Origin of the sequence: Candidatus Desulfosporosinus nitrosoreducens (genome assembly GCF_030954495.1) — a bacterium.
In the GTDB taxonomy this organism is placed as follows: Bacteria; Bacillota; Desulfitobacteriia; order Desulfitobacteriales; family Desulfitobacteriaceae; genus Desulfosporosinus; species Desulfosporosinus nitrosoreducens.
Map to the genome: position 1 here is coordinate 200,626 of NZ_JAVHUW010000082.1, position 26,237 is coordinate 226,862.

Below are 26,237 nucleotides of genomic sequence, written 5' to 3' on the forward strand. Positions count from 1 at the left end.
ATTTCTATAAGTTTAAACACGAAAACTTTCACATAAAATAATACCACCTGGTTTTCCTCTTAAACAATTAGGAATCTGTTTGAAACTGAACTTTATACGTATTGTTCGGTTAATATGTAATAAATTAACAGCAAGGCATTTTCATCCTCTTCCCTATCTTATCTTACCAAATAACGGATGAAGTTTATATCCAAAACATTTATTGATCTTGCTTAATACTCTTCTCCCGCCTTAAAGTTATAAATCGGTTTAATTACTTTCACAATATCTGCTGTCGGGCCAATATGGTTTACGATGTCATCCATAGACTTATAAGCCATTGGACACTCATCCAATGTTTCTTTATTAACTGATGTCGTGTAGACATCCTTCATCTGTTTTTTAAAGTCCGAAACGGTAAAACTTTGTTTTGCCTTAGTCCTGCTCATGAGCCTGCCAGCACCATGAGGGGCAGAGCAGTTCCAATCCTCATTGCCTTTTCCTAAACAGATGAGACTACCATCCCTCATATTGATCGGAATTAAAAGTCTTTCTCCTTTCTTTGCGGACACGGCGCCTTTCCGTAAGATCATCGTGTCGGTATCAATGTAATTATGAGTCGTAGTGAACTGTTCCGCTACGTCTAATTTCATGCCTTTCACGATCTCAGTAATCATTGCTTTACGGTTTAGCACCGCAAACTGCTGAACGATTTTCATATCATGAATATAATCCTCAAACAGACTCCCAGTTACATAAGCAAGAGGAAACGGAATTTCGGTCATTACCTGATTTTTAAATTCCTTTAATGCATTCTCTATTTCTTTATCACGGCCTTCAGACTTTAAGCGGACAATGAGTGCCTCCATATCTGATTTGCCATTATGGTTTAACTGCTTATACCCGGCGTCCTGATAATATTTTGCCACCTCAAGTCCTAAGTGACGGCTCCCTGAATGAACTACAACATATAAGCTGCCCGCCTCATCCTTATTAACCTCAATAAAATGATTGCCGCCACCCAATGTTCCAATACTTTTTTCTGCTCTGTCCAGTTGCACTGCTTTACGACAACGTAGCCCTGTTAAATCAATTTGCTCATTATACCGATGCGGTGTCTTCCGCACCTCAAAACCTGACGGTATGTTCTCATAAATCAACTTATCTAACCTTTGCAGTTCCAGTCGTTTGTTGCTGATTGAGATAGTTTCCATACCGCAGCCAATATCTACGCCCACTAAGTTAGGAACCACTTTATCCGTAATGGTCATCGTGGTTCCAATCGTGCAGCCGGCTCCAGCATGCACATCCGGCATGACCCTGATTTTGCTTGCTTTTACAAACTCCTGGTTACAAAGGGTCTCAATCTGTGAAGCAGCTCCTTCTTCCAGAATATCGGTATACACCTTTGCTATATTAAATTTCCCTTCTATTTGCAACATCTAATACACCGTTCCATTCTTATATTTTTGGTTCTTAAATAATCGGTAATGATTCATAAAAGTCCCATTCTTCGGCTTGAAGTTAGTCTCCACGTATCTTGCTTAACCTCTTCGAAAGTAATGAATTAATTCACTTCAATCATACGTTGCTTTATCAATTATCTGATATTTATTATTTGTTATTGCTTAAGCTTAAACTCCTTACCTTCATAAACTCTCATGGGATTTCCTCTGGTAAGAAGATTGTGTTGCCTCCACATAGATTCTTTATGGTCACTGTTATTATCTTCGTTTTTTGTATTAATAAGGATTGACAATCGAGCAAGTGCCAGCTTTTTATTCATATATTGCGATCGTTCCTCACCTGCGGTTACCGTTAACCCAGTGGGAATATGAACCGCCCTGACAGCTGTTTCTACTTTATTTACATTTTGTCCACCCGGACCAGAACTTCTCATAGCAACAATCTTTACATCTTTTTCCGAAAAGTTGAACCTTTCAGCCGACTGATATACTTCAATATTAATAAACCAATTCTTTCTTCGATGGTTAGGCCTGTATGGACTTTGACAAATCCAGAGGATTGTACCCTTCGTGTTGTCAGTATCACCCTTGAATTCATTTGCAGCGATGGATAAAAGAACAGATTTGTAGGTCCCGTTATAGCGTCCGGGTACTGCATCGATGACTCTTGTAGTTTTATTTTCCTTTAATATTTTTTGCAGAAAAAGACCGACTGCCAGTTCACATTCCTCGGGGCCTTTCCCTGAGCTAATTTGCATCCACATTTCGTGAACCTCCTTGAACTTTCGGAAAATAGCAATGTAGATTCACTATCTTCTGATCCTAAGAACAAATTGTAAATCTTTTATAACACTTTCGCTGATTAATCGTTTTAGGCATATTTTCTCATAAAGTTCGACGATTGCCTTCTCTGTGTCTCCCTCCGGTCTGGAGTATAAGCCTGTAGATTTATGCAACCAATTGTTCAATAAATTTTTTGCTTCGCTCAAAACCGGCTCTTGCTCTCTGGAGATGGCATAAAGAATAGCTAGAAGAGCCTGCCACCCTCCGTAACTATAAATTATTTGAAGCGCAAAGATTCGCATATCAAGATCTTCGCTTCTCAATTTCTCCTTCATGGCAAATAGAATTGTTGGCATTTTTGTCTTTTTGAGAAGACGTTTTGCTGTTTTTTTAATCTTTGGTATATCAGAATTTAAAGCGTCCAATATAAAACCAACGGTGTCCGCTTTCGATAGCTGCCACATCGCTACCATGGAAGCCAGTCTCATTTTAGAATCTTCATGAGTTTTGAACTCACAAACAATATCATAGTCTCTCTGGCCGCCAATTTCCCCTAGCCCGGCAATAGCTCCCGGTAAAGGGTTCTTTATAATTTGAAGTCTATAGAATTCCGGAATATCTGTGATCATTGAATGCTTTTTTACAATAAATCTAGCGCCCTCTCGCACGGAAGCATAGTCATCTACCAAGAACATCTCCAAAATTCTTCTGAAATGCAGGCAGACAACATCTTCGTGTTCTCTTAGTACTGCCGTTTTAACTTTAGCGGATTTGTCCCGCAGCAATTTTTCAATAATCGCGTATCGGTCCTGGGGTTCAAGAGTTTTTATTGCTTCAACAAGCCACATCCTAACTTCAAATGATTTGTCATGAAGAGCGGAGGTTATGATGGTTTCATCATTGACAATCCTCCCCCTCAATAACTGATAACAGAATAGCCGTATCTTAACCTGAGGATCTTTTAGCTTATTCTTGACCATATCTTGAACCGAATCATCTTTAAGAAAACCTTCAATTTCTGTTTTTATACTTTTAAGGTCGACACGTACTGCATCTTGTAATTTATTAATTAAATTAAAGTGATCGATAAAACAATCTATGTTCTCAGGAATTAACATGTTTTTAAGTATATGCTCTGCCAGATTTCTTACAGATACAACCCAATCGTTGAGCCTTAAAAGAATATATGGAACAGCGCTTGGGCTTTTTACACCAGACATTAATTTCAAAGCCTTCTCCCGAACATATCCATTACTGTTGAGTGACGCGATACCTAACAGGTGAACGGAGATATCAGTCTCAAACTCTAAAAGGCTAACCAGGCTTTTCTCGTCTATTCTAGTGTATTTAACTTGATCGTAGATGCGGCTCCAGTCCTTGCTCCCAATTTTACTCATGATTCCTGCTGCCATTTGGGCAGAAGTTAAAACAAGCGTTGTATTTTTTATGAAAATTAGAGGAAAGACATATTCAATATCCTTTAGATCGATATCTTTGCTTAACCAAAGCAGGGCATCTACTTTATCTTTAACCCTCGGAAATCCGAACATTTTTAGGGGCTTGATTAGAATCTGATGTGCAGAATACTTATCCTGATATTTCATCGTTAAGTCACCTTCTTTTTCGATTCATCTGCAAAAGGAAGAAAATCTCTCCTACTAGCCATTTGTTCATCAGAGAGATTTTAAGAAACCTCATATTAATTAATTGATTTAGCCGAGAGCAAATTATTCAGCTGTTCAAGCAAGCTACCTCCACCGGTAAGCGATATATTTCCGATCTTATCACAGATTTTTTCTAAAAACTCCAGTTCCTTTAACCGATAAAGGGTTTGGTTTTCTTCCATCAGCTTTGCCGTATTTAAGAGACTTCTGGTCGAAGCGACTTCCTCTCTGCGGGTAATAACATTGGCTTGGGCTTTCTTTTCCGCAACCAACACGGTATTGAGGATTTCTTTAATATCGCCGGGCAGAATAATATCTTTTACCCCAACAAAAATGAATTCAACACCATAACTGGAGCTTTTCTCTTGAAATTTTCCAAGGACATAGCTCCCTACTTCATGTTTCTTTAAAAGAAGATCGTCTAACTTTAAAGATCCAATATACTCTCTTAAAATGAGCTGTAAAAAGATATAAAGCTGTTCCTCAAAGGACTTTACTTCAATGACTTTTAGTGGATCGATAATTTTATACTGACAAACAAAATTCAGTCGTAATGTGATCTTGTCTTCCGTCATAATCTCTTGGCCCGTCATATCCATCTGCTGCTGCCTTAAATCTATATTTTTCACGGCAATATGTACCGGACTTTTCCAAAAGAAATATCTACCAGGTTCCAATATTTTATGAATTATATTGTTGTAATAGAGAATCCCTTTTTCGTAGCTTGCAACTTCACAATAAGTCAAAAAACCGGCCAGCATCGGGTTACTATATACTGAAGGATCTATATCCGATTGGACTTCGGGATTGCGTATATCTATGATAATAAACTCATGCTTTTTCATGATGTTCCAGAATGCATATTTTCCCGGCTTTAGCACCTCAATAAACTTATTATCTTCAAAATGGATCGCAATCTCATAGTCCTGGACATCGATAACTGTAAGTTCCTGCAAAAGTTCATGATCTCCAAGAAACAGATTGATGTTTTTACCATTCGTCTCAAAAGTTTTGTTAACATCGGATGTCACAACTTGATATTTGATCAATGGATTAAAGTAATGTTTTCCAGGTTTTAAGCATTTCGTATAGTTACCGTCTTTGAATAATAAACCTCTTTCATCATTCTTAATGCTTACCTTCATTTTAATCCATCCTTTTCTTAACAATTTTGCTGAATCTTTTTCGAGAATCCTTTCGGAACTTTAGCGGAGTACTGCTTAAGAACAGAGCTTACCTATCTTTGTCATGAATCAATTGTTTCTGCCACAGACATAGCCTTGGCAAGAACTGCTTCAGATAAGTTTAGGTTTGCTTTATTCGGTATCCGCGCACTTCATGGCTTAAATCCCGGCGTCTTTGCAGTTATACTGCCTAAACATAGGATTCTCTCCAAAGATTCATACTCCGGGTGACCATTGAGAGCTAACCATAGCTTCAGATCCTTAAATCTGATGGGGATTCGAACCCCATATTGCCGAAGGCTCTGCCGCTGAGCTAATTACCTTACGGTAATGGAGGAATCGAACCTCCGTTCTTCGGTTATTGAGTTCCATATTCCGATACCGGCATACCTAAATCTTAACAAGATCAGGCACCGCAAGATCATACAGAAATCTAGGTAAAGGAATTAGAAACATTTTCAGTATACCGGGATAATTTACCGGTCAAAAGACAAAAAGTTTGCAACATTTATCTTGTTGCAAACTCTAATGATTTTCTTACTCGGTTTACTATTTCATCAGCAATTCTGCGAGGGGATATTACTTTGACATAGGGGCCTAAAGAAATAATATTCCGTATTAAATTTTCTTCTTCAAATATGTAGTAATGTAGTCGTAACTCATATTTATTATTTCCTAAATGTTTTGCTGACCTCTCCATACCAGAAAAACACATAAAACTTCTTTCCATCGCTGCCTTTTTATCTGTAACTTCTAAAACAATGGGCTCTTGGGAGTATTTGTCTAAAAGTAGTGCCCTCGCAGTTTCCCTATCTAAGGGTACCTCCTCGTTCACGATCCTTAAGTTTGACAGTGTAAAAAGGTTGGCCATAATCGGCCTGTTATCATCAATCGAAAACATGGATATTCGAAATCTACCATCTCTCATTGAATATTCAAGGCTAACCGGCAAGGCCAGATTGTTCTTATGCAGCTTCCCTTTTCTATCTTTATTATCATAACGAATAGGTTTTTCTTGAATTAACGCTTCTAAGAGCAATCTAAAATTGTATTGGTAAATATCTGGTTCCGCAATCTCTGGCAGCTGAATGATATTTGTCTTTTCCAGATATTCGTTTTTAATCGGAGTATCGATGTCACCAAGAATGGCTTGAAGTCGCGACAAAGTATTTTCGCTTAAAACCATTTCTATTCCTGGTTGGCTAAGAAGCGCTTTCAGCCATGCTTTTTCTATATTTGTAAAACGAACGGGTAGTGGTATTTTTCCAGTATCTCTAATGCTCGGAAAAAATAGATCGTTCTCTTGTTTTAATAGATTGAAGCTGTCGTTTTTGTCTCCGTTATTCAAGACGAGATCAGCAAAAGTACGTTGATTTTTCCTGATAACTTTTTGTTCAAATTCTCCATCATCAATGATTCTTAGAATTTCATCTTTGGTTTTCCCAGTGACACTTTCATTGATAATTCTAAATACTAGATGGAAATATCTGTTTTTTACTTCATCAAATAATTCCATAGGACAAAAGAATCTCCTTCCAGTCTGCTTCGAGTTTTTCTGCAAGCACAGTACTTTCTAAGACCCGAATATTACCTGCATAACTTCTAAGCCAAGGAATCAATTCACCACTGTCAGCAACCTTCATCGAATAGTGATAGCACCCTTCCTCAATTTTCTCCATTTTCCCACCAGGTGCTTCGTTTTTAATTTTTTCAATCAAATATCCTTCAGTGGTTTCATCAATTAATAGTTCCAATTTAATGTTTTCTGGTTCTTTTCCATCTGCTAAAGCTACACTGGACCAAGTATATTTTATACGCTCCATGTAGCTTTTTTCATAATCTTCCCTACGGAAAGATTCCTGTTGCAATTCAATAGTCTCTATCCTATCTAACCTCGAAATAATACACTTACCATAATTATTGAAAGATATTAGATAAAATCTGCCATGACGTACATCATAGCGTATTTTATATGGAGTTAAGATTCTATAGGAGTTCTTATCCGGTTTCTTAGCCGTATGATAGTAAATTTTAATTTTTCTTTCTTGGTCGATTGCCTTTAGAATGTCCCATAAAATCTGCTCCTCAATTATCGGATGAAAGTGAACATTCTTGTAATTAAACAAGTTAAAAGTAACGCTACGTTTTCTTTCATATACCAAATAATCCTGAAGTGTTTGTTCACAGAAATAACCGATAGTTGTAGGAAAAATGATATTCTTATAAAGATCAATGGCCCTAAGCAATTCCAGTAACTGGTCGTAGCTAAATTGTTCTAATATATCAGGGGCAATAAAGAACTGTTTTGCCCTTTTCTCTGTATCAAAAGAAAGCACACCGATTTTTTTAGACATTTCATTAAGTTTTCTTTCGATTGTCTTTACGCTAATTTTTTCGAAGTTTATATAGCCATTCTCAATCAGTTCATCTACAACAGCATTTACTGAACAAGGAGTGTCTTTTGACTGAAGGTACATAAGAATTAAAAAATACAGGTAAAGGTCTGTCCTGGTAAAACTTTTCGTCATGAAGGTATTCACCAGGAAATTATCCGTATGTCTTAAAAAGTCATATGTAAGGCTAATAAGTTTATACCGCCCATCCTTATCTACTTTGACATATCTCTTTTCGACATACTGTTGAATACGCCGTATTTCATAGCTTACTTTCCTGGGACTGACATTCCTTTTATTTTCGAGATCATCAATCGAAAAACATCCGTATAAAAAACAATCTCTGAGAATATCTCTAATGATATTATAATGTTTAATAAAATCGCTAAACATAATGCTCCTTAAACTTAAGAATTATTACTCTTTAATTCATCTGCTTTCCTTTGTACTACTGTTCTTTATTTCTAGCGGCTCAAAGCAATGGGAATCTAATTTATGTCAAAGGCACTTATTGCCGTACCAGTTGCCCATTGCGGAGACTGTAACGAATATTCTAGCGCTTCAATAGTTGTGGGAGGAAAGAGGTCATAATGCCAGTAACATCAATGATAGACAGTAGTAGAGGCTAAAGTGCTGTATTATGAGCGCCTGCTCGAACTTGTGCTTGGAGAACTTCATCAGAGATTAATAGGGAATATAAAATATAGATAAATTGAACCAGGTTATACTATCAACATGCTAAATGCTGTAAATTGTGGGATGAAAAGTTTATTGAATTGTAATTTTATTTTCTGATTGAAGAATACAAAATTGTCATTTTATTTAATTTATAATAAGTGTTATGATTGAGAAAAGTTAGATTAGTATGAATTGAGTGAATAGTTTGTAAAGAAATTTCAGCTAAAATATTTCAATATAATTTGCAATGTATACATCACAAAAATTATGTTGAGAGGTGGACTAAATGGGGAGAAAAAATATAATCATTGGCGTTACTCCTGTAGAATTCGATAATATGCCGGAGTCATTAATTGGTAAGTTCACGCTTGCGGTTGTAGGGGTTCGGGATTTGTACAATAAAATGACACACGAGTGGGCAGTAGAGCGCAATATTGATCTTGAAGTGAACAACAAGTGTAATATGCAAACAGCTATATCTATATCTATGACAAAAGACTGCATTTCTTTAGAGGCTTTAAGTATTTTAATGCGAGTAGGCAGAAGACCTGTGTTAATTGCGCTTGCTCAAAAGAGCGGAATACCACACCTAGTGTTTCGCGTAAAAAACAAAGTAATATTTAGCTATAATCTTTTAATTTTTGATACTTTAGAAGACGCGACAAATATGGCTAAACTCTTTGTTACTCAAGCGAACAACTATTCCAGTGTTCTTGAAAGGTATTCGTACGAAGCGACTGGATTAATATCTAATGCGAGTATGTTTTACCGTGAAATAACTCCTAGTTATGAGCCAAGTTCTCAATTGGCCAATAATTAAATAAACTTATCGGAGAAGAGGATTTAAAAAGCCGCTCCAAAGTGACCACTTTTCGTAGCGGCCGACGAATGTGGTGTGTGGTTTTATTATGCTTTTTAAACAGATAGTACACTTAGTTCAGAACTGATTGGAAGCTTGAGTTAAGGGCGAGTTGATTACGTTGTAAGCAGCTCGCCCTTATTGAGATTGTAAAAAAACGAATGCTTTTATTTGTTACCTACTCGTCCTTCATCTGATAGTATTGAAAATTTGCATAGGATTATCCTGATTTTGGGGCATGTCAGAAAATCGATGAATTTCAATCGCCTCTGTTTTCTAGAATGCTCTCGTGTAGAGTTCAATTGCTTCTTGGCAGTTACCTAGAAACTTTCTTTGAATAAAAACGGGGAATTGGTTCCTTCATGTCACACTCGGAGATGAGGGCCGCAAGTCCCTTTCCCAGTGAGGGCAGGTACCACATCGAGAGATAATTAGTGACCAAACTTCGCCTAAATTTTGAACCGCCCAACGACAAGGTTAAGTTCACTCGAAAGGTCATTCAACGTATTCATATTTGCACTCACTTCTTCAAAAGAAGCTGTCTGTTCTTGTACTGCAGCAGCAACATTTTGCGTATTGCTGGAGTTATTCGTAACAACTTCCGCAATCTTACTGGCGGAATTTGTGATTACCTCAAAATTGTTCTTGATTGTCAAATTGATGGATTCAATTTCTTTTGCATCTGAATAAGTAGTGTCTGCTTTTTGAACAATTTCACTTAATTTATTCATTACAACATCCATGTTTTGAGACTGGCTGTCAATACGTTCAGCCATTAGCGTCATGTTATCTCTTACCATGACTGTTTGTCCTGTTATATTGTTAATAATTTCAGATATTTGAATTGTTGCTTGACCTGTACCCTCTGCCAGTTTTCTAATTTCTCCAGCAACTACAGCGAATCCCCTTCCGGATTCACCTGCACGAGCGGCCTCTATAGCCGCATTCAAGGCCAGTAAATTGGTTTGACTGGATATACTATCGATAATCTTCAAGATGCCTATAATATCATTGGAATATCCTTCAAGTAGTTTTACAGCATCATTGGCATCCCCTAAGCTTGAAACGACTTCCGTTAAGCCTCTTGCCTGCAGCTTCAAAAGTTGATTTCCTTCTCCTGCAGAAGCTTTAGAACTCTCTGAACCTTGAAGCAAATTCTCGGTTTTATAAAGCACCTTGCCCACATCCACATTCATCTGCTCTACTAATGTATTAAGACCGCCAATCATCTCCGTTTGTTCTACGCTGCCGTCAGAAACCTCCATTACAGCATTAGCAATCATTTCTGTGGACTTAGATAGTTCATGGCTAGTTCCAGAGATGCCCTGCATCGAGTTACTAAGCACATCAGATGAATTAGAAATCTTAGTAACTATCTCCCTGATACTGGCCAGGAAGCCGTTAAAATGCTTGATCAATTCTCCAAGTTCATCCTGCCTTACAATGTTGATCGTCGTCGTTAAGTCACCCTCACCAGAAGAAATTTCTTTCATTTCCTTTGAAAGTCGTTCAATCGGGCGTATAACTTGTACTCTAACCATTATTATGCCAAAAATGCCAAAGAGGACCGTGATTAATAGCATGATATCGCTAATAATCTTTGCATTTGTAACTTTACTTTGTGATAAGGCCGAATATCCGCCAACAAATTGATCTACTTCAGTTACAAAGCCGTCAACTGAACCCTCAATGCTACCTAGTCCATGTCTATCTCCATTTTTGGCTATCGCTTCATAGGCAGGTTTATACTGATTTTCCCATTTGCTCTCAATGGATTGCAATTTTTGCAACATTTCTGGCTGTTGCAGTTTTTTTAGCCCAAGAGATTCATCCCCATTTATCAATGACTTAATTAGGTTATCAAAAAATACAATCCTTTCCTGTAGCTGTTTGCTCTCTGTTTCTTGATCAACTCCACCGATTATTATTCGTTCTGATAGGTATGCCATTCTGTAGCTGTTCGCTCTTAATTTTCCGGCGTAGTTTACAAAGGCGGCATCACTGTCTAATGATTTATAAGTAATTAAATTCAGGCTGACAATGGCCATGGTTAGAAATATCATGATAGAAAACACTAATAAAAGCTTCACCTTAATTTTCATTTTATCATCCCTTCTCCTCAATTTGGTTCTCTTTGTGGTGCTTAAATTTGACACTTTAAAGACAGGTGGGCTATGTATTATTAATATATTTTTATAGGAGTCAGATACTCCAAAAGTACCAGCACTGCACCTTTAGATGGCTTTCTAAGCCTTATAAATAATTCGTTTCTTTACGATACATTCCACATTTTTTCTACATTTCCTCTCAAGATAACAGAAATAACCTAAGAAAAAACCAAAACCAGATTGAATTCATGTAAATTAAGTCCCACACCTTTAATTTCAAGCAGTTTCCCCACGTCTGGTATTTGCCTACACATAAATTAACTAATAAATGAACTTTCCCATCTCCTTTAAGAGGATGGGAAAGTTCATTTATTTATCCTTAGATGATGTCAAGTTAACCCCCATGGCACGATGGATTCCTCGGTATGTGCCACATAGAGTCCAGACCGCCATCTGTCTTGGAGAATACTCCATTCCGTTTTCCAACCACCACGTCAGGACACTTACCGGCCAAGAAGCTAAGCATGCTAGCCCGACATCAAGAGGCATATCGTTGTCTGATCTTTGAAGCGGCAACTTTTTTTTAACCTTGATGTTTTTATAGAAGCTATTCTTTAGGTAATCGATCAGCTGTGCGGTGAACCAGGCGCTGCCGCGCCGACCTAGCATTGCCTGGTAAAGTCGGGCATATTTGGCAAAGTGTTCAAAAAATTTGATCCAGGCCTCGATTGCGGACTGCACCTTGGGACTAACCGAGTTGGGATTCTCTAGGTACGATTCAGCAAAAATCTCGTTATGCCATTGGTAGATTGCATCCATGTCATCTGGTGGGTGTCCCAGCTCGCTAAGCAGCTTATCAACAGACTCCTGAAAAATGCTGGTGACCAGTTCATATTTGTCGTGGTAGTGCCGGTAGAAGGTGGCCCGGTTAATCATCGCCCGCTCAGCTATATCTCCTACCGTGACCGCATCAAAACCCTTCTCGGAGATCAGGTCGATCAGAGCCTCTCGCAGATCGGCCTTCGTGCGCTTAATCCTTAAATCAGTCTGCATCATATTCCTCCTTTTGTTGCATATGCAACAGATTTCCAAATTTGATACTTGTTTGCCACGTATCCCTGGCTATAATTAGTTATGTAACATTATAATGCATAACTGCTGAATTACTAGTTATGTAATATTATAGCGTATAACTTCTGAATTATTAGTTATGTAATATTATAACGTATAACTACTGAATTACTACATAATACAGAAAAGAGAAGTAGTGAAGATATCAGAAACACTGGAAGATTTCACTCATTTTAATAAATATTCAAAGCATAGACGTGGACGAGTACCAGGCGTTTGGAGCTTTGATATAAAACAACTGAATGGAGGGGTTCTAACTGTGAAATTAAGCGGAAATACGGTACTGATTACCGGTGGTGCAACAGGTATAGGGTTTGCCCTGGCGGAAGAATTTCTGGATAAGGGCAATAAAGTCATCATCTGTGGGCGAAGAGAACAGAAGCTTCTGGAAGCGCAGAAAAAACATCCGGATTTAAGTATTAAGGTTTGTGATGTCGCCGACGAATTAAGCAGAAAAGAACTTTATGAATGGATTAAAGCCAACTTTCCCGATGTAAACGTTCTGATAAACAATGCCGGCATTCAAAGAAATATTGATTTCACCAAAGGCACGGAAGAATTATTCAGCGGAGAAAACGAAATAAGGATAAACCAGGAAGGGCCAATTTTCCTTTCTGCCCTGTTTATCCCTTTATTATCCGGTAAAAATGAAGCAGCAATAGTAAATGTAACAGCGGGTTCGGGCTTTTTCCCTGCAGCAAATCAGCCGGTTTACAGCGCGACTAAAGCCGGCATGCACATGTTCTCAGTTATTATCAGGCAGCAGCTTGCACAAATGGGCATCAGGGTTTTTGAAGCGATAGCGCCGGGAATTTTGGATACAGAATTAAACTTGGAAGGGAGAATAAAATTCAGAAGAGAAAATCCGAACTTTACAACCCCGTCTCCTGCTGAATATGCAGCAGCAGTTTTAAAAGGAATGGAAGAAAATAATTATGAAATAGGCTACGACTATACCAATGACTGGAAAAATGCGTCCAGAGCCGATCTGGATAAAATGTTTGCAGATCAGTTTTCTAATAGAAAATAGGATTATTCCGATCCACCACCTTAGAGGCGGGGACTTCTAGTCGATGTTAAAATTACTAGGGAGGTAAAATTATGGAAGACTTATTAAGTTTAATCAAGACAAGGCAGTCGTCAAGAGGTCTGTTTGACACAAACAGGTCCATATCAAAAGAAGACCTCAATAAGATTCTCGAAGCCGGAGGCTGGGCACCTACTGCCCACAATATGCAAAATTTTGAAATAGTTGTAGTTGATGATCCGAAGATTCTTGAGGCAATTGGAAATGTCAAGATAACCAGACCAAAAAGTGCTATTGAAGAAAACAATAACTATGTGTCTGCTTCTGAAGAAGAACTGCAAAGCAGAAAGTCCGGGATTTTGAATAGTATGCCTAGTGCCATAACAGAACACGGTAAAGACCCTTTATATGAGTATTTGAGAAAATCTATAACCGCAACCAGCGTGCTTTTAATTGTAATGTATGATCCTCGTAAACGGGCTCCTGGCTCAGAAGGAGATTTTCTGGGTAAAATTAGCCTTGGTTGTGTTATGGAAAATATGTGGCTTATGGCGCATTCTCTGGGAATAGGTCTGCAGATAGTCAGTGCCGTGGGTTATAGCGATGATTATGAAAAGCAGATAAAAGGCATCCTGGGTATCCCTGAATATTTTGAGCGTGCCTATTCGTGCCGTTTGGGCTATCCTGTTTCAACTAAGGGAAATTATTTACGTGTACGTCGTGATCTAGAAGACTATACTCATTATAATCACTTTGGGAATAATAATGAGAGCAAAAAAGTATAGGTAATGTCATGATGCCCGACGTCACTCCGCCGATGTTTATGAATTTAACTTTAAAACCGAATCAGTCTCCCGCTTGTAGAAGCGAAAGATGAATTCGGCAGTTTGGCATCCAACTCAGTGGGAGTACATGTATTCCGCATTCCGTTCAGGCCACGTATTCCGCTTTCCATTCGTGCCGGGCGTAGCCCGGATGCAGTTAACCCCCACTGAACCCCCAAGCAAAGCGAGTTGCTTGGTAAGGCTTGAATTTCTCCAAATTGAGTTAAGAGTCTTTTAACCAATAATGATATAGGTTTCTCGGCTTACAAGGTTGTTGGCTATGCAGATCTTACAAAATTCCATTTAGTTTGGGATAAACCGTAAGCACATTTTGATAAAATACAGCTTCGTGGTACTCTTCCGGTATGACATGCTTGATAAATTCCACATAAGGTTTAATCGGTACAAGTGGCCAATCCGTTCCAAAAAGAACTTTATTATAGCAATTCGATATGACTAAGGCTTGTTGAATATACTCGACGTAAAGCCTTTTATCTTTGATTTTCATCACGTGCTCTTTATTCCCTGCAATGAGTCCGGATAAGTCTGCGTAAACATTATGATTCTTGGCGGTGACCTCTGCTGCATCAATCATCCACGGGACGCCCATATGACAGATCACAAACGTAATGTCCTCTTGTTTTACAGCTAACTCATCAATCGTTAATGGATGGGAATATTTTAAAAGCCCTTTTGGGGATTGTGTATCCCCACAATGAATCGCCACAGGAACCTGGTATTTGCGAGCAAGCTCATAGATGGGATCATAAATCGAATCGTACACGTAATAGGGAAAATAACCGGGATAGAGTTTAATCCCTGTCACCCCCCCTTTTTTAAGTTCTCCTTCAATATAATCAAGTTCTTTGTGATCTTCCTTTAGCCTTTCAGGATTGACCCCTACACAAGAAAGTAAACCTTCTACAGTCCCATCTTCCAAAACAAATTCTTCCGGACTCCCCGAAGGTTGGTTGGGCTCCCGGCTGGGCGTTGACATGATGATTCCAGCGACAACACCGGCTTGTTCAAACTCTTGTCTTAGCCCTTGAGCACTATATTCCACTTGTGATATATGTTTGGCCGTTTCATTAAATCCAGGGCGACATGAAAAATGCAAATGCGCGTCAATGATTTTCAAAATAACATCCTCCGTATTTGGTATCCTATCAATTTCAAATTTATTTCCTTCATTATATCTCATTTTGTTATTGTTCCTGTTTAAATTTCGCTAACGCATCAGCTAAGGCCGTGTTCAATTGTTATATTTCATTAGCGTTCCTGATAATTTCAAGATACTTTCTAAGTTCTTCAAGAAGATATTCCCCGATTAAGGACACCATTTCTGTCGAATCATTACCCTTTGAATAACTTATAAAGGCCTCATAATATCGCCTGCGATCAGCGAATTTAATATTAATTGGAGGATAACCTTCTTTCATAAGCTCAAGGTTAAGCAATAATCGACCTGTCCTTCCGTTGCCATCAAGAAACGGATGGATAGTTTCAAATGCCAGATGAAAGTTTGATATTCGTTCAATAATGTGAAGAGCTATCATCTCCTGATATTTTTTAACGAGTTGTTCCATTAATGAAGGTACAAGATAAGGTTGCGGTGGAGTATAAGCAGCACCCATAATGGTTACCGGAACTCGTCTGTATACTCCCCTGTCTTCTCGTCTGTCCATTAGGACCAGGCTCTGGATTTCTTTAATAACTTTTTCCGATATTTGAACCTTATTTTTGACTAATTCCTCTACATATAACCATGCTTCTTTATGGCCTACCGCTTCTAGATGGTCCTTAAGAGGTTTTCTGTCGATAGTAATTCCTTCTTTTAGAATAAGAGCTGTTTCCTGTAATGTTAAAGTATTTCCCTCTATAGCATTCGAGTTATATGTAAAATTAATTAAAAACTCTTCCCTTAATCTTAGGAGTTCACCTTCGGTAAGAGGCCGATATGAATTTAACTCCCGTAACATTTCATCAAACTTAACAAAATTAAGTATCACACATCCCTCGTTTCTAAACGTGTTTTTCACAAAACCACAACCATATTATACCAATAATACGGTTGTAAATATATAGATCATACACCAGCAATAAAAATGATCTATTCATACTCTGACAATTGTAGTAACTGATTATAGAGATCCTTATTTATTAAATGTTCCAGTTCTAAATCTTTGATTAAGCTTACTAAACCAAATGCCCAAAAATCATCATTTTCTTTAATTGAACGCTTTGAGGCATCCTCAATAGAAGAAAGAAGGTCAGTTGGGCTTATAGCCCGAAATATTTCAACGATTGTTCTAACCCCAGGCCAATTAACATCTTGGAACCATTCCATAAGATAGGACAGGACTGGCTTAATGCGTGGATAGCCAATTGCTTTCAAAACTAACGCCGCATTATGCCAGCAATATTTATAATTAAGTTCATTCTGTTGAGCTAAATAAATGATATCCCTATCATCTATTTCTTGCAATTGTTCCATAGCCTTCTTCTGAACATCTTCTGGCTTACTCCAATCCAAATCACGTATTATGTTAAAAATATTATCCATTCCCTATGCCCCGCTCTGAAATTGTTTTGATATACTTAATATCCCCATAGCCTTATATGTATACCAGTGGAAATGTAAAATGGTCTACTTCGCTCAAAAGCATGTCGTAGGGACGGATATATACCCTGAAATCGTCATACAGCGCCTGATAAACAATATATTTTTCCGCAGTTTCGTTGTGAGTGGCAACCGCCAGTAGTTGGTAAATTTTATTCTTGGAATGGCGGTACTTGCCGCCGATTACTGGTTTTCTTGGTTTCATAAGTACCTCCTGCGATATATAAAAGATGACAAGCGCCAAACTACCTGGGTTTTTGCTGTAATAATCGGAATGGTTTGTGTAAACGGGCAAGCCTTGTCACAGGGAAGAACTTCTTGGGGATTGATTTGCGGGATATTATCGGCAATCATGTATGCTATTATGGTGATTTTCAACAAAAAGGCTGTTAGCATAAACTCGAAAATTCCATGTGGCAGCTAATTACGAGCTTTCCCGTATTGGGAAAAGCATATAATCGTTAAAGGTTTAAGCAATTTACATTCCACCGTGGTTAGATTCTGACCACTGGGCGCTGGTAAGGGGGGCACAAAGAACGCCCGCGAAAATCGCAGGCGTTCACAATATAATTCTATTTCTATTTCTTTCTCATCTTCTCTGGAATATATACGCAGAATGGCTCTGATGCCATATAGTTTCCAGTTGCGCCGTACGCACGTGCTCTTGATCCCCCACAAACTTTGTTGTACTCACAAATACCACATTTACCTTCGTATTTATCTGGTGAACGCAAGTCTTTTAAAATAGGGCTTTCGCGGTAGATGTCGCGCAGTCTATTTTCTTTAACATTACCAACTACTAATGGTAAAAATCCACTTGGCATAACGTCACCAGTGTGTGATACGAAGATGAAACCATTTCCATCGTTAACTGCTTTTGGTGCCCTTGCCAGACCGTCAATGAACTGAGCCATGTCACGTGTCTTAGTACCTTCGAAAGTGATTTCCCCACTTGTAGTACCGTTTTCCTTAGCACGTTGTTGGAATACAACACGACGATAGTGCTGACCAGCAGTTGTTTTTATATCATAAGGCGCAACTTTACTTAACTCGTAAAGCCACTTGAATACTTCTTCGTGCTCAGCAGCTGTTATGCAATCATCCATTGAAGCACGTCCAGTTGGAATCAGCATCAAAATGTACCAAACCGAAGTCTTCAACTCTTTCATCAATTCCGCCATTTGCTCAAGTTGGTGTAAGTTTGCTTTGTTAATGCAAGTATTGATTTGATGAGAAATACCAATTTCATTTAAATACTTAAGTTTCTCGATTGTTAAATCAAAAGTTCCATCGATTCCACGGAAAGCATCGTGCGTCTTAGCATCTGCACCGTCAATTGAGAAACTCCAACGAGAAATCCCAACTTCTTTCGCCATGTCCATGCGCTCTTTTGTTACTTCAACAGTAGCACTTGGGCTCATCGAAACACGCATTCCTTTTTTAATAGCGTAGTCTGCTAATTCAAAAAGGTCTTTGCGAAGCATGCAGTCCCCACCAGTGAAAACTAGCATCGGGTTGTCCATTTCGTAGATTTCATCAATTAGCGCGATACCTTGCTCGTGCGTTAACTCCTCTGGATGCGGATCAGGTTGCGCATCTGCACGACAGTGTTGGCACTTAAGCCCACATGCACGAGTAGTTTCCCAGATTACGATGAACGGGTTCCTATCGTAGTCAACATTCATTCCTGGGTGCCCACCTGGATGACCACCTTTACCGTGCGGATGTCCACCCATTTTCATTTTATTTTCCATCTCAAATCACTCAATCCATTTTAGTTTTCTAAATAAAGATTTTACACAAAAATCTGGCGAAAGTCCATTGATTGGACTTTTCGCTATTGTCCAACAAAACTTTCAGTTGAATCCAAAACAGCCTGTTTCTCGCCAGTTTTCTCATATTATGGGCCATACAATATAGTCCCCACTCTAGTTTGCCTTATCTGATCCCTTCAGGATAAATCGTCGTACACCAAAATTACCCTTTATATCTTCAAAGACATTTTCTACCTCTACCGATCTTAAGCTTTGCATTCTTAGACCGTATTCGCTGCTTAAAGGTAAGGCCATGCTCGTCCTTATACATTATCACGTCCCGGCCATCAAAAATGATTTCTGCCGGAACCATGAAATTTTTCTCGTTTAGGATGTCTCATACGACACAAGAGACAAAGTCCTTGGCGTCTTTCATCGTTACAGATATAATAAACAGCTTTTTTCCCAACAGCATATATGTCTCCTTCTACCCACCCCGAGCGGCTCCATTCCTTTGTAAAATATCCACTTATTCAGGTTTTTCTAATTTTATCTCGAATTCCAGTTCCATTAGATGGTCCGCCCATGTATGATTTTCTTTTTCTCCCACCTTGCCAAAACCGGCTTTGGTGTACATGCCAATCGCTTTTTCCAAATCTTGAGTAGTATCAAGGTAGACCGCTTTGTATCCCTTTTCCCGACAGAAGTCCAAGGATTCATTCAATAACCGTTTGCCCAGACCAAGGCCTCGGTAATTCGGATGCAGAAGAAACCACCGCAGTTGGGCTCTGTCACCACGGCCTACAATCCCTATGCAACCGATGATCTCACAATTATGTTCTGCAATCCACAGCCTGTCTCTGTTGGCATTATAGTTGAGCAGGAATTCAAAAAAAGACTGTGCAACGTACCCTTCAAAAGCGGTTGTATAGTTATATTCATGCTTATAAATCCAGCCGTGCATATAGGTGATATAACCCGCATCACCCGGTTTGATAGTATGGCGGATGGTTATGTCTTCGGGCTTTATATTCTTGCCTTCGGTCAGCACATTTTCAATAGATGCCATATTGAGTACCAGTTTGGCTTGACTTTCTTCTGATAACGGCTGAATTAAATTATAAATCTGTTCATCCGAACGTGTGTTTAACGCATCCATTTTTTCTTGGCCGTTTTGGGTTAGGTAAAGGAATTGTGAACGACCATCTTCCGGAGACTGCCTTTTCTCTATCAACCCATATTTCTGAAATTGTTTAAGGATTCGGCTCAAATATCCCGAATCCATACAAAGAATCTCCGCAAGTTTTTTAGATGTGCAATCCTCCGTCTTTTCAATCTCGTGAAGCACCCTTACCTCTGATAGAGTAAAATCACTTTCCAGAATATGTTGGTCAAGTAATCCCAGCACATTCGTATAGTAACGGTTAAAGCTCCTGATGATACCTACTTCTTTTTTTAGTTTACTGTTCATATCGCAAACCTCCCTTAGAAGTATAATATCGAATTTTATTGCCTCAGTCAATTATATTATATGACAAAGTCATATAAATGGCACAAACTTTAGGAAGCCATGATACCTTTAAAGATGGAGAAAACGAAGGAAAAGAAAAACGGCAAGCAGGGCAAGTGTCAACACACTTGCGTATTTTTTGCACTTTGCCCTGCGGCCAAAACACAAAAAATCTGCTTGTTGGGGCCAGCCCCAAACCCATGCCGTATCGGGCCAACTTGGCCCGATATATGAGCACTTCGCGCCCGTGCTGCGTTACATCGCTATCGCTCCTGTTCCCCAATAAGAAGCTCCGTTCTCATGACATCTGTCGGTTTCCTGCCTTGGCAATCCAGCCGGTTCTTTTGCATTGAGCTAAAGAACATTCTGTCACTTTCTTGCATAAATTGGCTAAGTAAAAAGGACTACGTTTTAAGTAGAAAGGAAGCGACGCAATGATGGCCAAACCGTTTGTCAGGAAGATGTTTCCGGGTGCTGTAACCTCCCAAGGCTTTTACTCCTACTACAATTACATTATCGAGCCGGATGCCCTACATATTTTTGTAATCAAAGGTGGTCCCGGGGTAGGTAAATCGACCTTCATGAAAAAAATTGCTGAATCTATGTTAAAAATGGGTTATGACCTTGAATACCATTGTTGTTCCTCCGACAACAATTCCATCGACGGCTTAGTCATTCCCTCCTTAAGAATTGCCCTCATGGACGGCACCGCCCCGCATATTGTTGATCCGAAGAATCCCGGAGCAGTGGATGAAATCATTAACCTGGGGGAATATTGGGACGAAAGCGTGATTCAAAAAGCAAAACCGCAGATTATGCGCTGCAATTATCAGATCGGCCGTTATTTCCAAGCTGCTTATTTGGCCTTAAGAGAGGCCCAAATAGCCTTGGAAGAGTGGGAGTTCTACGTGAAGGAGTTCCAAAATTGGCAGGTTATCAACCAGATAACTCTAAATATTGAAAAGAAGCTATTCACAGAGGGCAAAGGCGGGAATGGCAAAGGACGCCATCTTTTTGCCTGGTCCCATACCCCTCAAGGCAAAGTTCAATATATTGACACTTTGCTGAAGGATATCACCACTCTCTATACCCTGGAAGGGCAGCCGGGCACCGGGAAGTCGACTTTCTTAAGCCATGTTGCCGAAAGGGCCAGTGCTTATGGCTTAAACGTCGAGTATTATCACAATATCCTTGAACCGGCTAAGCTGGATCTGATTATCATACCCGAACTGCACCTGGCTATGAGTGTGGTTTCCGCGCCCTACGAATATACGCCGAAGTTTTCCGGCCAACAGATCACCCTGGATTTTGATCAGAGTGTCAACATGATTGGCCTTGCTGATTTTGCCGGCGATATTGAAGATTGCCGCGAACGGGTGAATAAAAATATTGAGCGGGCAATTAAGAACTCCAGCCGGGCTAAAGCAACCCATGATTTGTTGGAGACCTATTATGTTGCCGCTATGGACTTCCCCGCCATCGAGAAAAAACGCCAGGAAATCGAAGCCCGCATCCTCAATATGAGTGATCTGGATATTGCCGTGAGCGCAGCGGGAACAGCATTGCCTGATAAGACCTGATCTATTGCAAAGACCACAAGGTTTTGGGCCTTGTGGTCTTTGCTACATTTCATTAGTATTCCTGATAATTTCAAGATACTTTCCAAGTTCTTCAAGAAGATGTTCCCCAACTAAAGAAACCATTTTGTAGAATCATTACCCTTTGAATAACTTAAAGCGGGGTGGCACACATAGCCTTTAGTGTTAGTTAAACAATTCTGCGGCTTTTCTGGCGATCCTTTCCCCAAATATTTTTGCCCGCTCTTTTTGTCCATCATCCCCATCTTTAATACACACAGCTCCATAATGAATGAAAGGCTGTCCCTCAGCAACACCTGAAGAGTAGACCAGCATACCTTTTACCAACATCTCGGCAATCATTGAGATTTCCGCCACCTCTGCACCACCGCCAACATAATTTGCCGTAGCAAAAACAGCTCCAAGTTTTCCGCCGACATTTTTAGCTGTATCTAACCATTGCTTTAATTGAGAGGCAAAGCTTCCCGCAATCGTCGGCGATCCAACAATAACTGCTTTGGCTTCGTTCAAGAATTCGTTGTCGATTTCTTCGATCGACATACTTTTGACATCGACTTTTTCAATTCTCTTCGCACCTTCAGCTATAAGATCTGCAACCCTTTGAGTATTACCGGTCTTACTAAAATAAACAATAGCTATTTTCATGAAATCCCCCTCCTTTTGAACACAATTTTAACACTATTCCCACAGTTTGGAAATAAAAATCTATACGAGTTTACGTTCATCTATCAGCTGACTCAAAGGCGCTTGGGAAAGTCCCGCTTTCATAGCAACTACCTCACTATCAAGAGGCGGCGACACAATTAATAGTTTTAATTTCTTTCTTGTTTTAAGTAGCGTATGACTTTACTTTCAATTGATCTTAAAACATCGCGAGAGATATTGAACTCGGAACACAGCTGTTGTAATGTCATCGGGACTGATTCTATACCATGTCTAGCCTGGAAAATACTTTTTTCGCTGTCATTTAGGCATTTTTCCATTGCATTAAGAATTTTATTGTTATCAAACACCGAGTTCCCCCCTGTATGAGTTCCCTTTGCTTTAGGGTATCCAAGGAGTGCCATCTAACTTACACTATGGGCTTCAGAATTATGTGGATTACTTAAAGCATCTATCCCTCTAAGTAGGAATTATATCTTTGGCTCAACTACTTTGAATATAACTCTTAACATCATAATGACCGATGCAAGCCTATATTTTTTCTCAATCGGCACTGTGCTGCCATCATTCATAAAATCCCAAACATCCTGCCTTGGGATTTTTGCAAATTTTGCTATGGTATCAACACTAATCTTATGAGCTTCGATGAGCACCTCCAAAAATGCCCTGAATCTAAAATCTGGTTCATAGCTTGAAATATTCTCCAACATCAACAGTAAACTAATAAAAGAATTACGTTCTGCAAAACCGGTTGGCATTACAACCTTATGTCCGTCAAGTTTTACCCCTAACAAATTCGACAGGCATTCAGAGCTCATTCCATAACCGTTCATTAATGTATCCAATATTTCTTCTATTTCTTTCTCGCCAACCGCCTGACAATTTCCCGGCAATATCATCACCTCTAAAAATTAGTTCTCCTTAAATTTCCCTACGGAAATTCCAACGAAGGCGTTGTGGAAATCGTGGAATAGGATTGAAAATTATTCCACTGTAAACTTTGCGGTCAACTGATAATTATTGTAATTACCAGGACTCAGAACTTTTAAAAAATCCGTTGCGATGCGATATGTCCCTTTCTCCAACTTATCACTATAAAGTCGGATGTTGTAGCTGTGTTTCACCTCAGAATGAGAGGCTACCCTATGTCCAATAGAAGTAAATGCTGCTCCTTGATCTCCGATTGCTTTCCATTCATTGCCGACCAACTTCTGAATGGTGAAAGGATTACCAAACATCAGGACTTCATTGCTGTCATTTTTCCAAACTACATTTATCTCACTGACATCAGGAGGATACTGGTTCTTTTCAGTAAACATAGAAACCCCCAAGAGTTCCGATGTTCCTTCGTTTGAACTTGGCTTATTTTCACATCCAACAGCTAAGACTATAACGCTGAGAATAAGGGCTGCTATTATTAATCTTCTCCTCATACTCATCCCTCCCAGAATACATAGCCTATCCTCGACTTTTGTAACTATTCCAATTGACTTTAATATTGAGAGTCTTAACTCTCTCAATCATCAATGCAGAAAAACCCGTAATTGTCGATCTTGAAATGGCAGTACTTGCCACCGATCACTGGTTTTCTTGGTACCATAAGTACCTCCTGCGATATGTTTCAGACTATGATTCGGAAATTTCCGGTTTTATGGATAATGGGAGGTTCAGTAAGTGGGAAGCACTGTAACAAATTAAGAATAACTAGAACAATTATGATGATAGCAAAGTGGCGTAAATTCTCTGTAATATGACGTTTCCTGCCCCAAGTTATTGCTAAATATTTCCGACCTTATATAAACATAAAAGTTTTACTCACCTTTTCAATCGTTTCTTTAGATTCTGAGCTTATCTGAAATATATACCGACTATTGGATAGGAATATGTAATAATAATTTTCTTCGACCGATTTATATATATTGCAGTTTACATTATTTACAACCATGTTTCCATCAATAACTATTCTATTTTTGAAATTGTTCTGAATAAAATTTATTATACTTTTGTATGTATCAATTCTTATTGAATCAATGTCTACATATGGTTGTTCTTTAGAATATAAAGACAATCTTACCTCATATTCAGGGTTTGCTACTACACTATGTCCCCCAGAAATACTCGGCTCATAATTTTCTGGGTATGCAATTTCATATCCGCATTCTAAATATCGATAAATCTTCCAGTCTTGGGGTATATTTGGGGGATTATCCTTCGGATTATGGAAATCGTCTATCTGTGTTTTTAAAGCCGTATTTTCTAATTCTATTTCAGATTTGTCAGGTTGATTTAAATTACCAACCTGCTGATGTGTCTCTACGTTACCTTTGCTTGCACAGCCAAATAGTCCTATTATTATTGATAGAACCAATAAAATATAAAATAACCTCTTCACGATTACCCCCATTGATTAATAAAAATTTCTTCGCTATGTTTGGCCAAATTTATTTATACTATCTTTAATTGTCTGTCTCATGAAATTAATGCAAACTTGTTCGCTTTTCCTTTATTAATCATTCGACACGACGGCAATTTCACCTTTGTTTTACTCAATATGTCATAACATGCAAAACCTTGATTCGTAGATAATCAATAATTATGTTTAACAATTGACATTGAAATTAACTTCCACTAATCCTACTAACTGCGAGAAACCTGTTTTTTGGCAACGTTAGATTTGCTTGTCGCTGAATAAAATCAACTACTAATCAATTTTCTTAAAGGTTTCAGCTATCTTTGTAACGTCATTTTCCATTTGCATATACCCTCTGTATAATATCTTATCATCAGTTATATACTGTGCGTCGGTAGGCGTTGAAAGTCCAACGACTACTTTGTTATCTTCATAAATCTTTTTTAAACCTACTGCAGCATTTAACCCCTCATATTGATCGTTCCAGCCATCTATAGATTTATCAAACACTGTGATTTGAAATAGAACTCCTTCTCCATTTTTTAGCCATGTCGGCTTATGATGTATTCTTATACCAACACCCTGTACGTCTTCAACAGTATACTGATCCTGCCAATAGGCCGGAAACGCAAGGCTAAAGCTATACTTCTCATTCACATAGGTTATTTCATCAACGTCAGTATTTCCGTAAGTAATTACTTCCTGCTTATTTAAAAGATCATCAATTAATTCAAAGCTGCTGTTGCTTAATTTTAAGGAGGAAATGTCTAAGGCACTTTCTGCATTTCCGCTGGAACCTGTTTGATCAGGCTGCAACTTTTTTACTGAACTCGTAACTTCGGACTGATTCCCCAAGTTATTATCTGTAGAAGCACTGCCGGTTAACTTCTGATTCCCTGAGGAACAACCAAATGTCGCTAAAATAAGGATACAGAATGATACAGAAATTACTTTTATGTAGTTACCTCTTTTCAACCTCCAACCACCTCAAATAACTTTTCACAAACATCTGAACGTTCTGCTCTTTGCAGATGGCCTATATTTATCCCAGGATGCAGGCAATACGCTGTCCCACTGGCAATAATAGACTTTACCGGCTGAGTCATCATGGCGAAAAGGATGAGGAGCAATAAGAATGTATCGTAACACTTCTACTTTTCAATGGCGATTCCTGCAAGATTTAAACAAATATTCCCACATTAGATAAAGAAGACTTGATTTAGGGTGAAGTTTTAACTCCCTCTGAATCTTAGTCGCCCTTATCCAGGGACTTAGCCGCTTTTAACTCACCGCTTGCCGAAGCGGGAGTCTTAGAGCGGATCAGTCAGCGGATAAAACTCCCTCTGTTAGCAAACAAGTAACCACTCCAGTAACGTGAAGTGGTTACTTGTTTTCAATTCTTAATAATTTCTTGATGCTAAGCTGATAAAATATCCTGAACTTTATTGTATTCTGTTTGTAGAAGAAATGAAAAAGACATAAATCAGAGAAATATCAACACATGAAAAAGACTAAAAGCCGCCCTTGCTGTGGGGCGGCTTTTAAACTCTTAATGAATTAAGCTCCTGGGTTTATTTGCTTAAACC

The 26,237-nt window shown here is 38.8% G+C and carries 23 protein-coding genes; 4 read left to right on the forward strand and 19 right to left on the reverse strand.

What is annotated here, in order from left to right; translation table 11 throughout:
• Positions 1-212: 212 nt before the first annotated feature.
• From REC12_RS23705 to REC12_RS23730, 6 genes are all read right to left on the reverse strand, one after another.
• Positions 213-1,421, reverse strand: a complete 1,209-nt coding sequence (locus REC12_RS23705) for an RtcB family protein (RefSeq protein WP_308898483.1) — start codon at positions 1,419-1,421, stop codon at positions 213-215.
• 179 nt (positions 1,422-1,600) lie between these two features.
• Positions 1,601-2,209: a peptide chain release factor H gene (prfH, locus tag REC12_RS23710; protein WP_308898485.1), complete on the reverse strand. Its 609-nt coding sequence runs from the start codon at positions 2,207-2,209 to the stop codon at positions 1,601-1,603.
• A gap of 45 nt (positions 2,210-2,254) precedes the next feature.
• A complete protein-coding gene (locus REC12_RS23715) occupies positions 2,255-3,832 on the reverse strand; it encodes a HEAT repeat domain-containing protein (RefSeq protein WP_308898486.1) in 1,578 nt (525 codons plus the stop codon).
• 95 nt (positions 3,833-3,927) lie between these two features.
• Positions 3,928-5,061 (reverse strand): slipin family protein, encoded by a 1,134-nt coding sequence (locus REC12_RS23720; protein ID WP_308898488.1) that lies wholly within the window; start codon positions 5,059-5,061, stop codon positions 3,928-3,930.
• Positions 5,062-5,584: 523 nt separating this feature from the next.
• Positions 5,585-6,592 carry a WYL domain-containing protein gene (locus tag REC12_RS23725; RefSeq protein WP_308898489.1) on the reverse strand — a complete coding sequence of 336 codons (1,008 nt, stop codon included), beginning with the start codon at positions 6,590-6,592 and terminating at the stop codon, positions 5,585-5,587.
• The gene (locus REC12_RS23730) at positions 6,579-7,604 is read right to left on the reverse strand and encodes a WYL domain-containing protein (RefSeq protein ID WP_510167185.1); all 1,026 of its coding nucleotides are present in this window, start codon (positions 7,602-7,604) and stop codon (positions 6,579-6,581) included. Before REC12_RS23730 ends, REC12_RS23725 begins: the two co-directional genes overlap by 14 nt.
• Before the next feature lie 829 nt (positions 7,605-8,433).
• Here REC12_RS23730 and REC12_RS23735 point away from each other — a divergent pair.
• A complete protein-coding gene (locus REC12_RS23735; RefSeq protein ID WP_308898491.1) occupies positions 8,434-8,967 on the forward strand; it encodes a hypothetical protein in 534 nt (177 codons plus the stop codon).
• Positions 8,968-9,455: 488 nt separating this feature from the next.
• Here REC12_RS23735 and REC12_RS23740 read toward each other — a convergent pair whose 3' ends face one another.
• Positions 9,456-11,108, reverse strand: coding sequence for a methyl-accepting chemotaxis protein (locus REC12_RS23740; RefSeq protein WP_308898492.1), 1,653 nt, complete (start codon positions 11,106-11,108; stop codon positions 9,456-9,458).
• A 375-nt stretch (positions 11,109-11,483) separates the two neighbouring features.
• Entirely contained in the window at positions 11,484-12,170 is a 687-nt protein-coding gene (locus REC12_RS23745; RefSeq protein WP_308898494.1) for a TetR/AcrR family transcriptional regulator, read from the reverse strand.
• Between the two features lie 334 nt (positions 12,171-12,504).
• Between REC12_RS23745 and REC12_RS23750 the strand changes: the two genes are divergently transcribed.
• Positions 12,505-13,275 carry an SDR family oxidoreductase gene (locus REC12_RS23750; RefSeq protein WP_308898495.1) on the forward strand — a complete coding sequence of 257 codons (771 nt, stop codon included), beginning with the start codon at positions 12,505-12,507 and terminating at the stop codon, positions 13,273-13,275.
• 71 nt (positions 13,276-13,346) lie between these two features.
• A complete protein-coding gene (locus REC12_RS23755) occupies positions 13,347-14,057 on the forward strand; it encodes a nitroreductase family protein (RefSeq protein ID WP_308898496.1) in 711 nt (236 codons plus the stop codon).
• Positions 14,058-14,385: 328 nt separating this feature from the next.
• Here the strand turns inward: REC12_RS23755 and REC12_RS23760 are convergent, their stop codons facing one another.
• The 6 genes from REC12_RS23760 to REC12_RS23790 form a co-directional block, all read right to left on the reverse strand.
• Entirely contained in the window at positions 14,386-15,234 is an 849-nt protein-coding gene (locus tag REC12_RS23760; RefSeq protein ID WP_308898497.1) for an amidohydrolase family protein, read from the reverse strand.
• Positions 15,235-15,355: 121 nt separating this feature from the next.
• Positions 15,356-16,135 carry a Fic family protein gene (locus tag REC12_RS23765; protein ID WP_374214247.1) on the reverse strand — a complete coding sequence of 260 codons (780 nt, stop codon included), beginning with the start codon at positions 16,133-16,135 and terminating at the stop codon, positions 15,356-15,358.
• Positions 16,136-16,206: 71 nt separating this feature from the next.
• Positions 16,207-16,659: a DUF5071 domain-containing protein gene (locus tag REC12_RS23770; RefSeq protein ID WP_308898498.1), complete on the reverse strand. Its 453-nt coding sequence runs from the start codon at positions 16,657-16,659 to the stop codon at positions 16,207-16,209.
• 52 nt (positions 16,660-16,711) lie between these two features.
• The gene (locus REC12_RS23775; RefSeq protein ID WP_308898499.1) at positions 16,712-16,921 is read right to left on the reverse strand and encodes a DUF1653 domain-containing protein; all 210 of its coding nucleotides are present in this window, start codon (positions 16,919-16,921) and stop codon (positions 16,712-16,714) included.
• 373 nt (positions 16,922-17,294) lie between these two features.
• Positions 17,295-18,470 (reverse strand): TIGR04053 family radical SAM/SPASM domain-containing protein, encoded by a 1,176-nt coding sequence (locus REC12_RS23785; RefSeq protein WP_308898501.1) that lies wholly within the window; start codon positions 18,468-18,470, stop codon positions 17,295-17,297.
• A gap of 529 nt (positions 18,471-18,999) precedes the next feature.
• Positions 19,000-19,941 (reverse strand): bifunctional helix-turn-helix transcriptional regulator/GNAT family N-acetyltransferase, encoded by a 942-nt coding sequence (locus REC12_RS23790; RefSeq protein ID WP_308898503.1) that lies wholly within the window; start codon positions 19,939-19,941, stop codon positions 19,000-19,002.
• 473 nt (positions 19,942-20,414) lie between these two features.
• On the opposite strand from REC12_RS23790, the gene REC12_RS23795 reads away from it, so the two are divergent.
• Positions 20,415-21,560, forward strand: a complete 1,146-nt coding sequence (locus tag REC12_RS23795; protein ID WP_308898504.1) for a PRK06851 family protein — start codon at positions 20,415-20,417, stop codon at positions 21,558-21,560.
• Positions 21,561-21,743: 183 nt separating this feature from the next.
• Here the strand turns inward: REC12_RS23795 and REC12_RS23800 are convergent, their stop codons facing one another.
• The 5 genes from REC12_RS23800 to REC12_RS23820 form a co-directional block, all read right to left on the reverse strand.
• A complete protein-coding gene (locus tag REC12_RS23800) occupies positions 21,744-22,223 on the reverse strand; it encodes a flavodoxin family protein (protein ID WP_308898506.1) in 480 nt (159 codons plus the stop codon).
• A 488-nt stretch (positions 22,224-22,711) separates the two neighbouring features.
• Complete coding sequence (locus REC12_RS23805) at positions 22,712-23,140, reverse strand: HTH domain-containing protein (RefSeq protein ID WP_308898652.1); 429 nt, start codon at positions 23,138-23,140, stop codon at positions 22,712-22,714.
• An 84-nt stretch (positions 23,141-23,224) separates the two neighbouring features.
• Positions 23,225-23,674: an immunoglobulin-like domain-containing protein gene (locus REC12_RS23810; RefSeq protein ID WP_308898508.1), complete on the reverse strand. Its 450-nt coding sequence runs from the start codon at positions 23,672-23,674 to the stop codon at positions 23,225-23,227.
• Between the two features lie 359 nt (positions 23,675-24,033).
• On the reverse strand, positions 24,034-24,633 hold the full coding sequence (locus REC12_RS23815; RefSeq protein WP_308898509.1) for a lipoprotein: 600 nt from the start codon (positions 24,631-24,633) through the stop codon (positions 24,034-24,036).
• Positions 24,634-24,942: 309 nt separating this feature from the next.
• The gene (locus REC12_RS23820) at positions 24,943-25,626 is read right to left on the reverse strand and encodes a hypothetical protein (protein ID WP_308898510.1); all 684 of its coding nucleotides are present in this window, start codon (positions 25,624-25,626) and stop codon (positions 24,943-24,945) included.
• Positions 25,627-26,237: the final 611 nt, after the last annotated feature.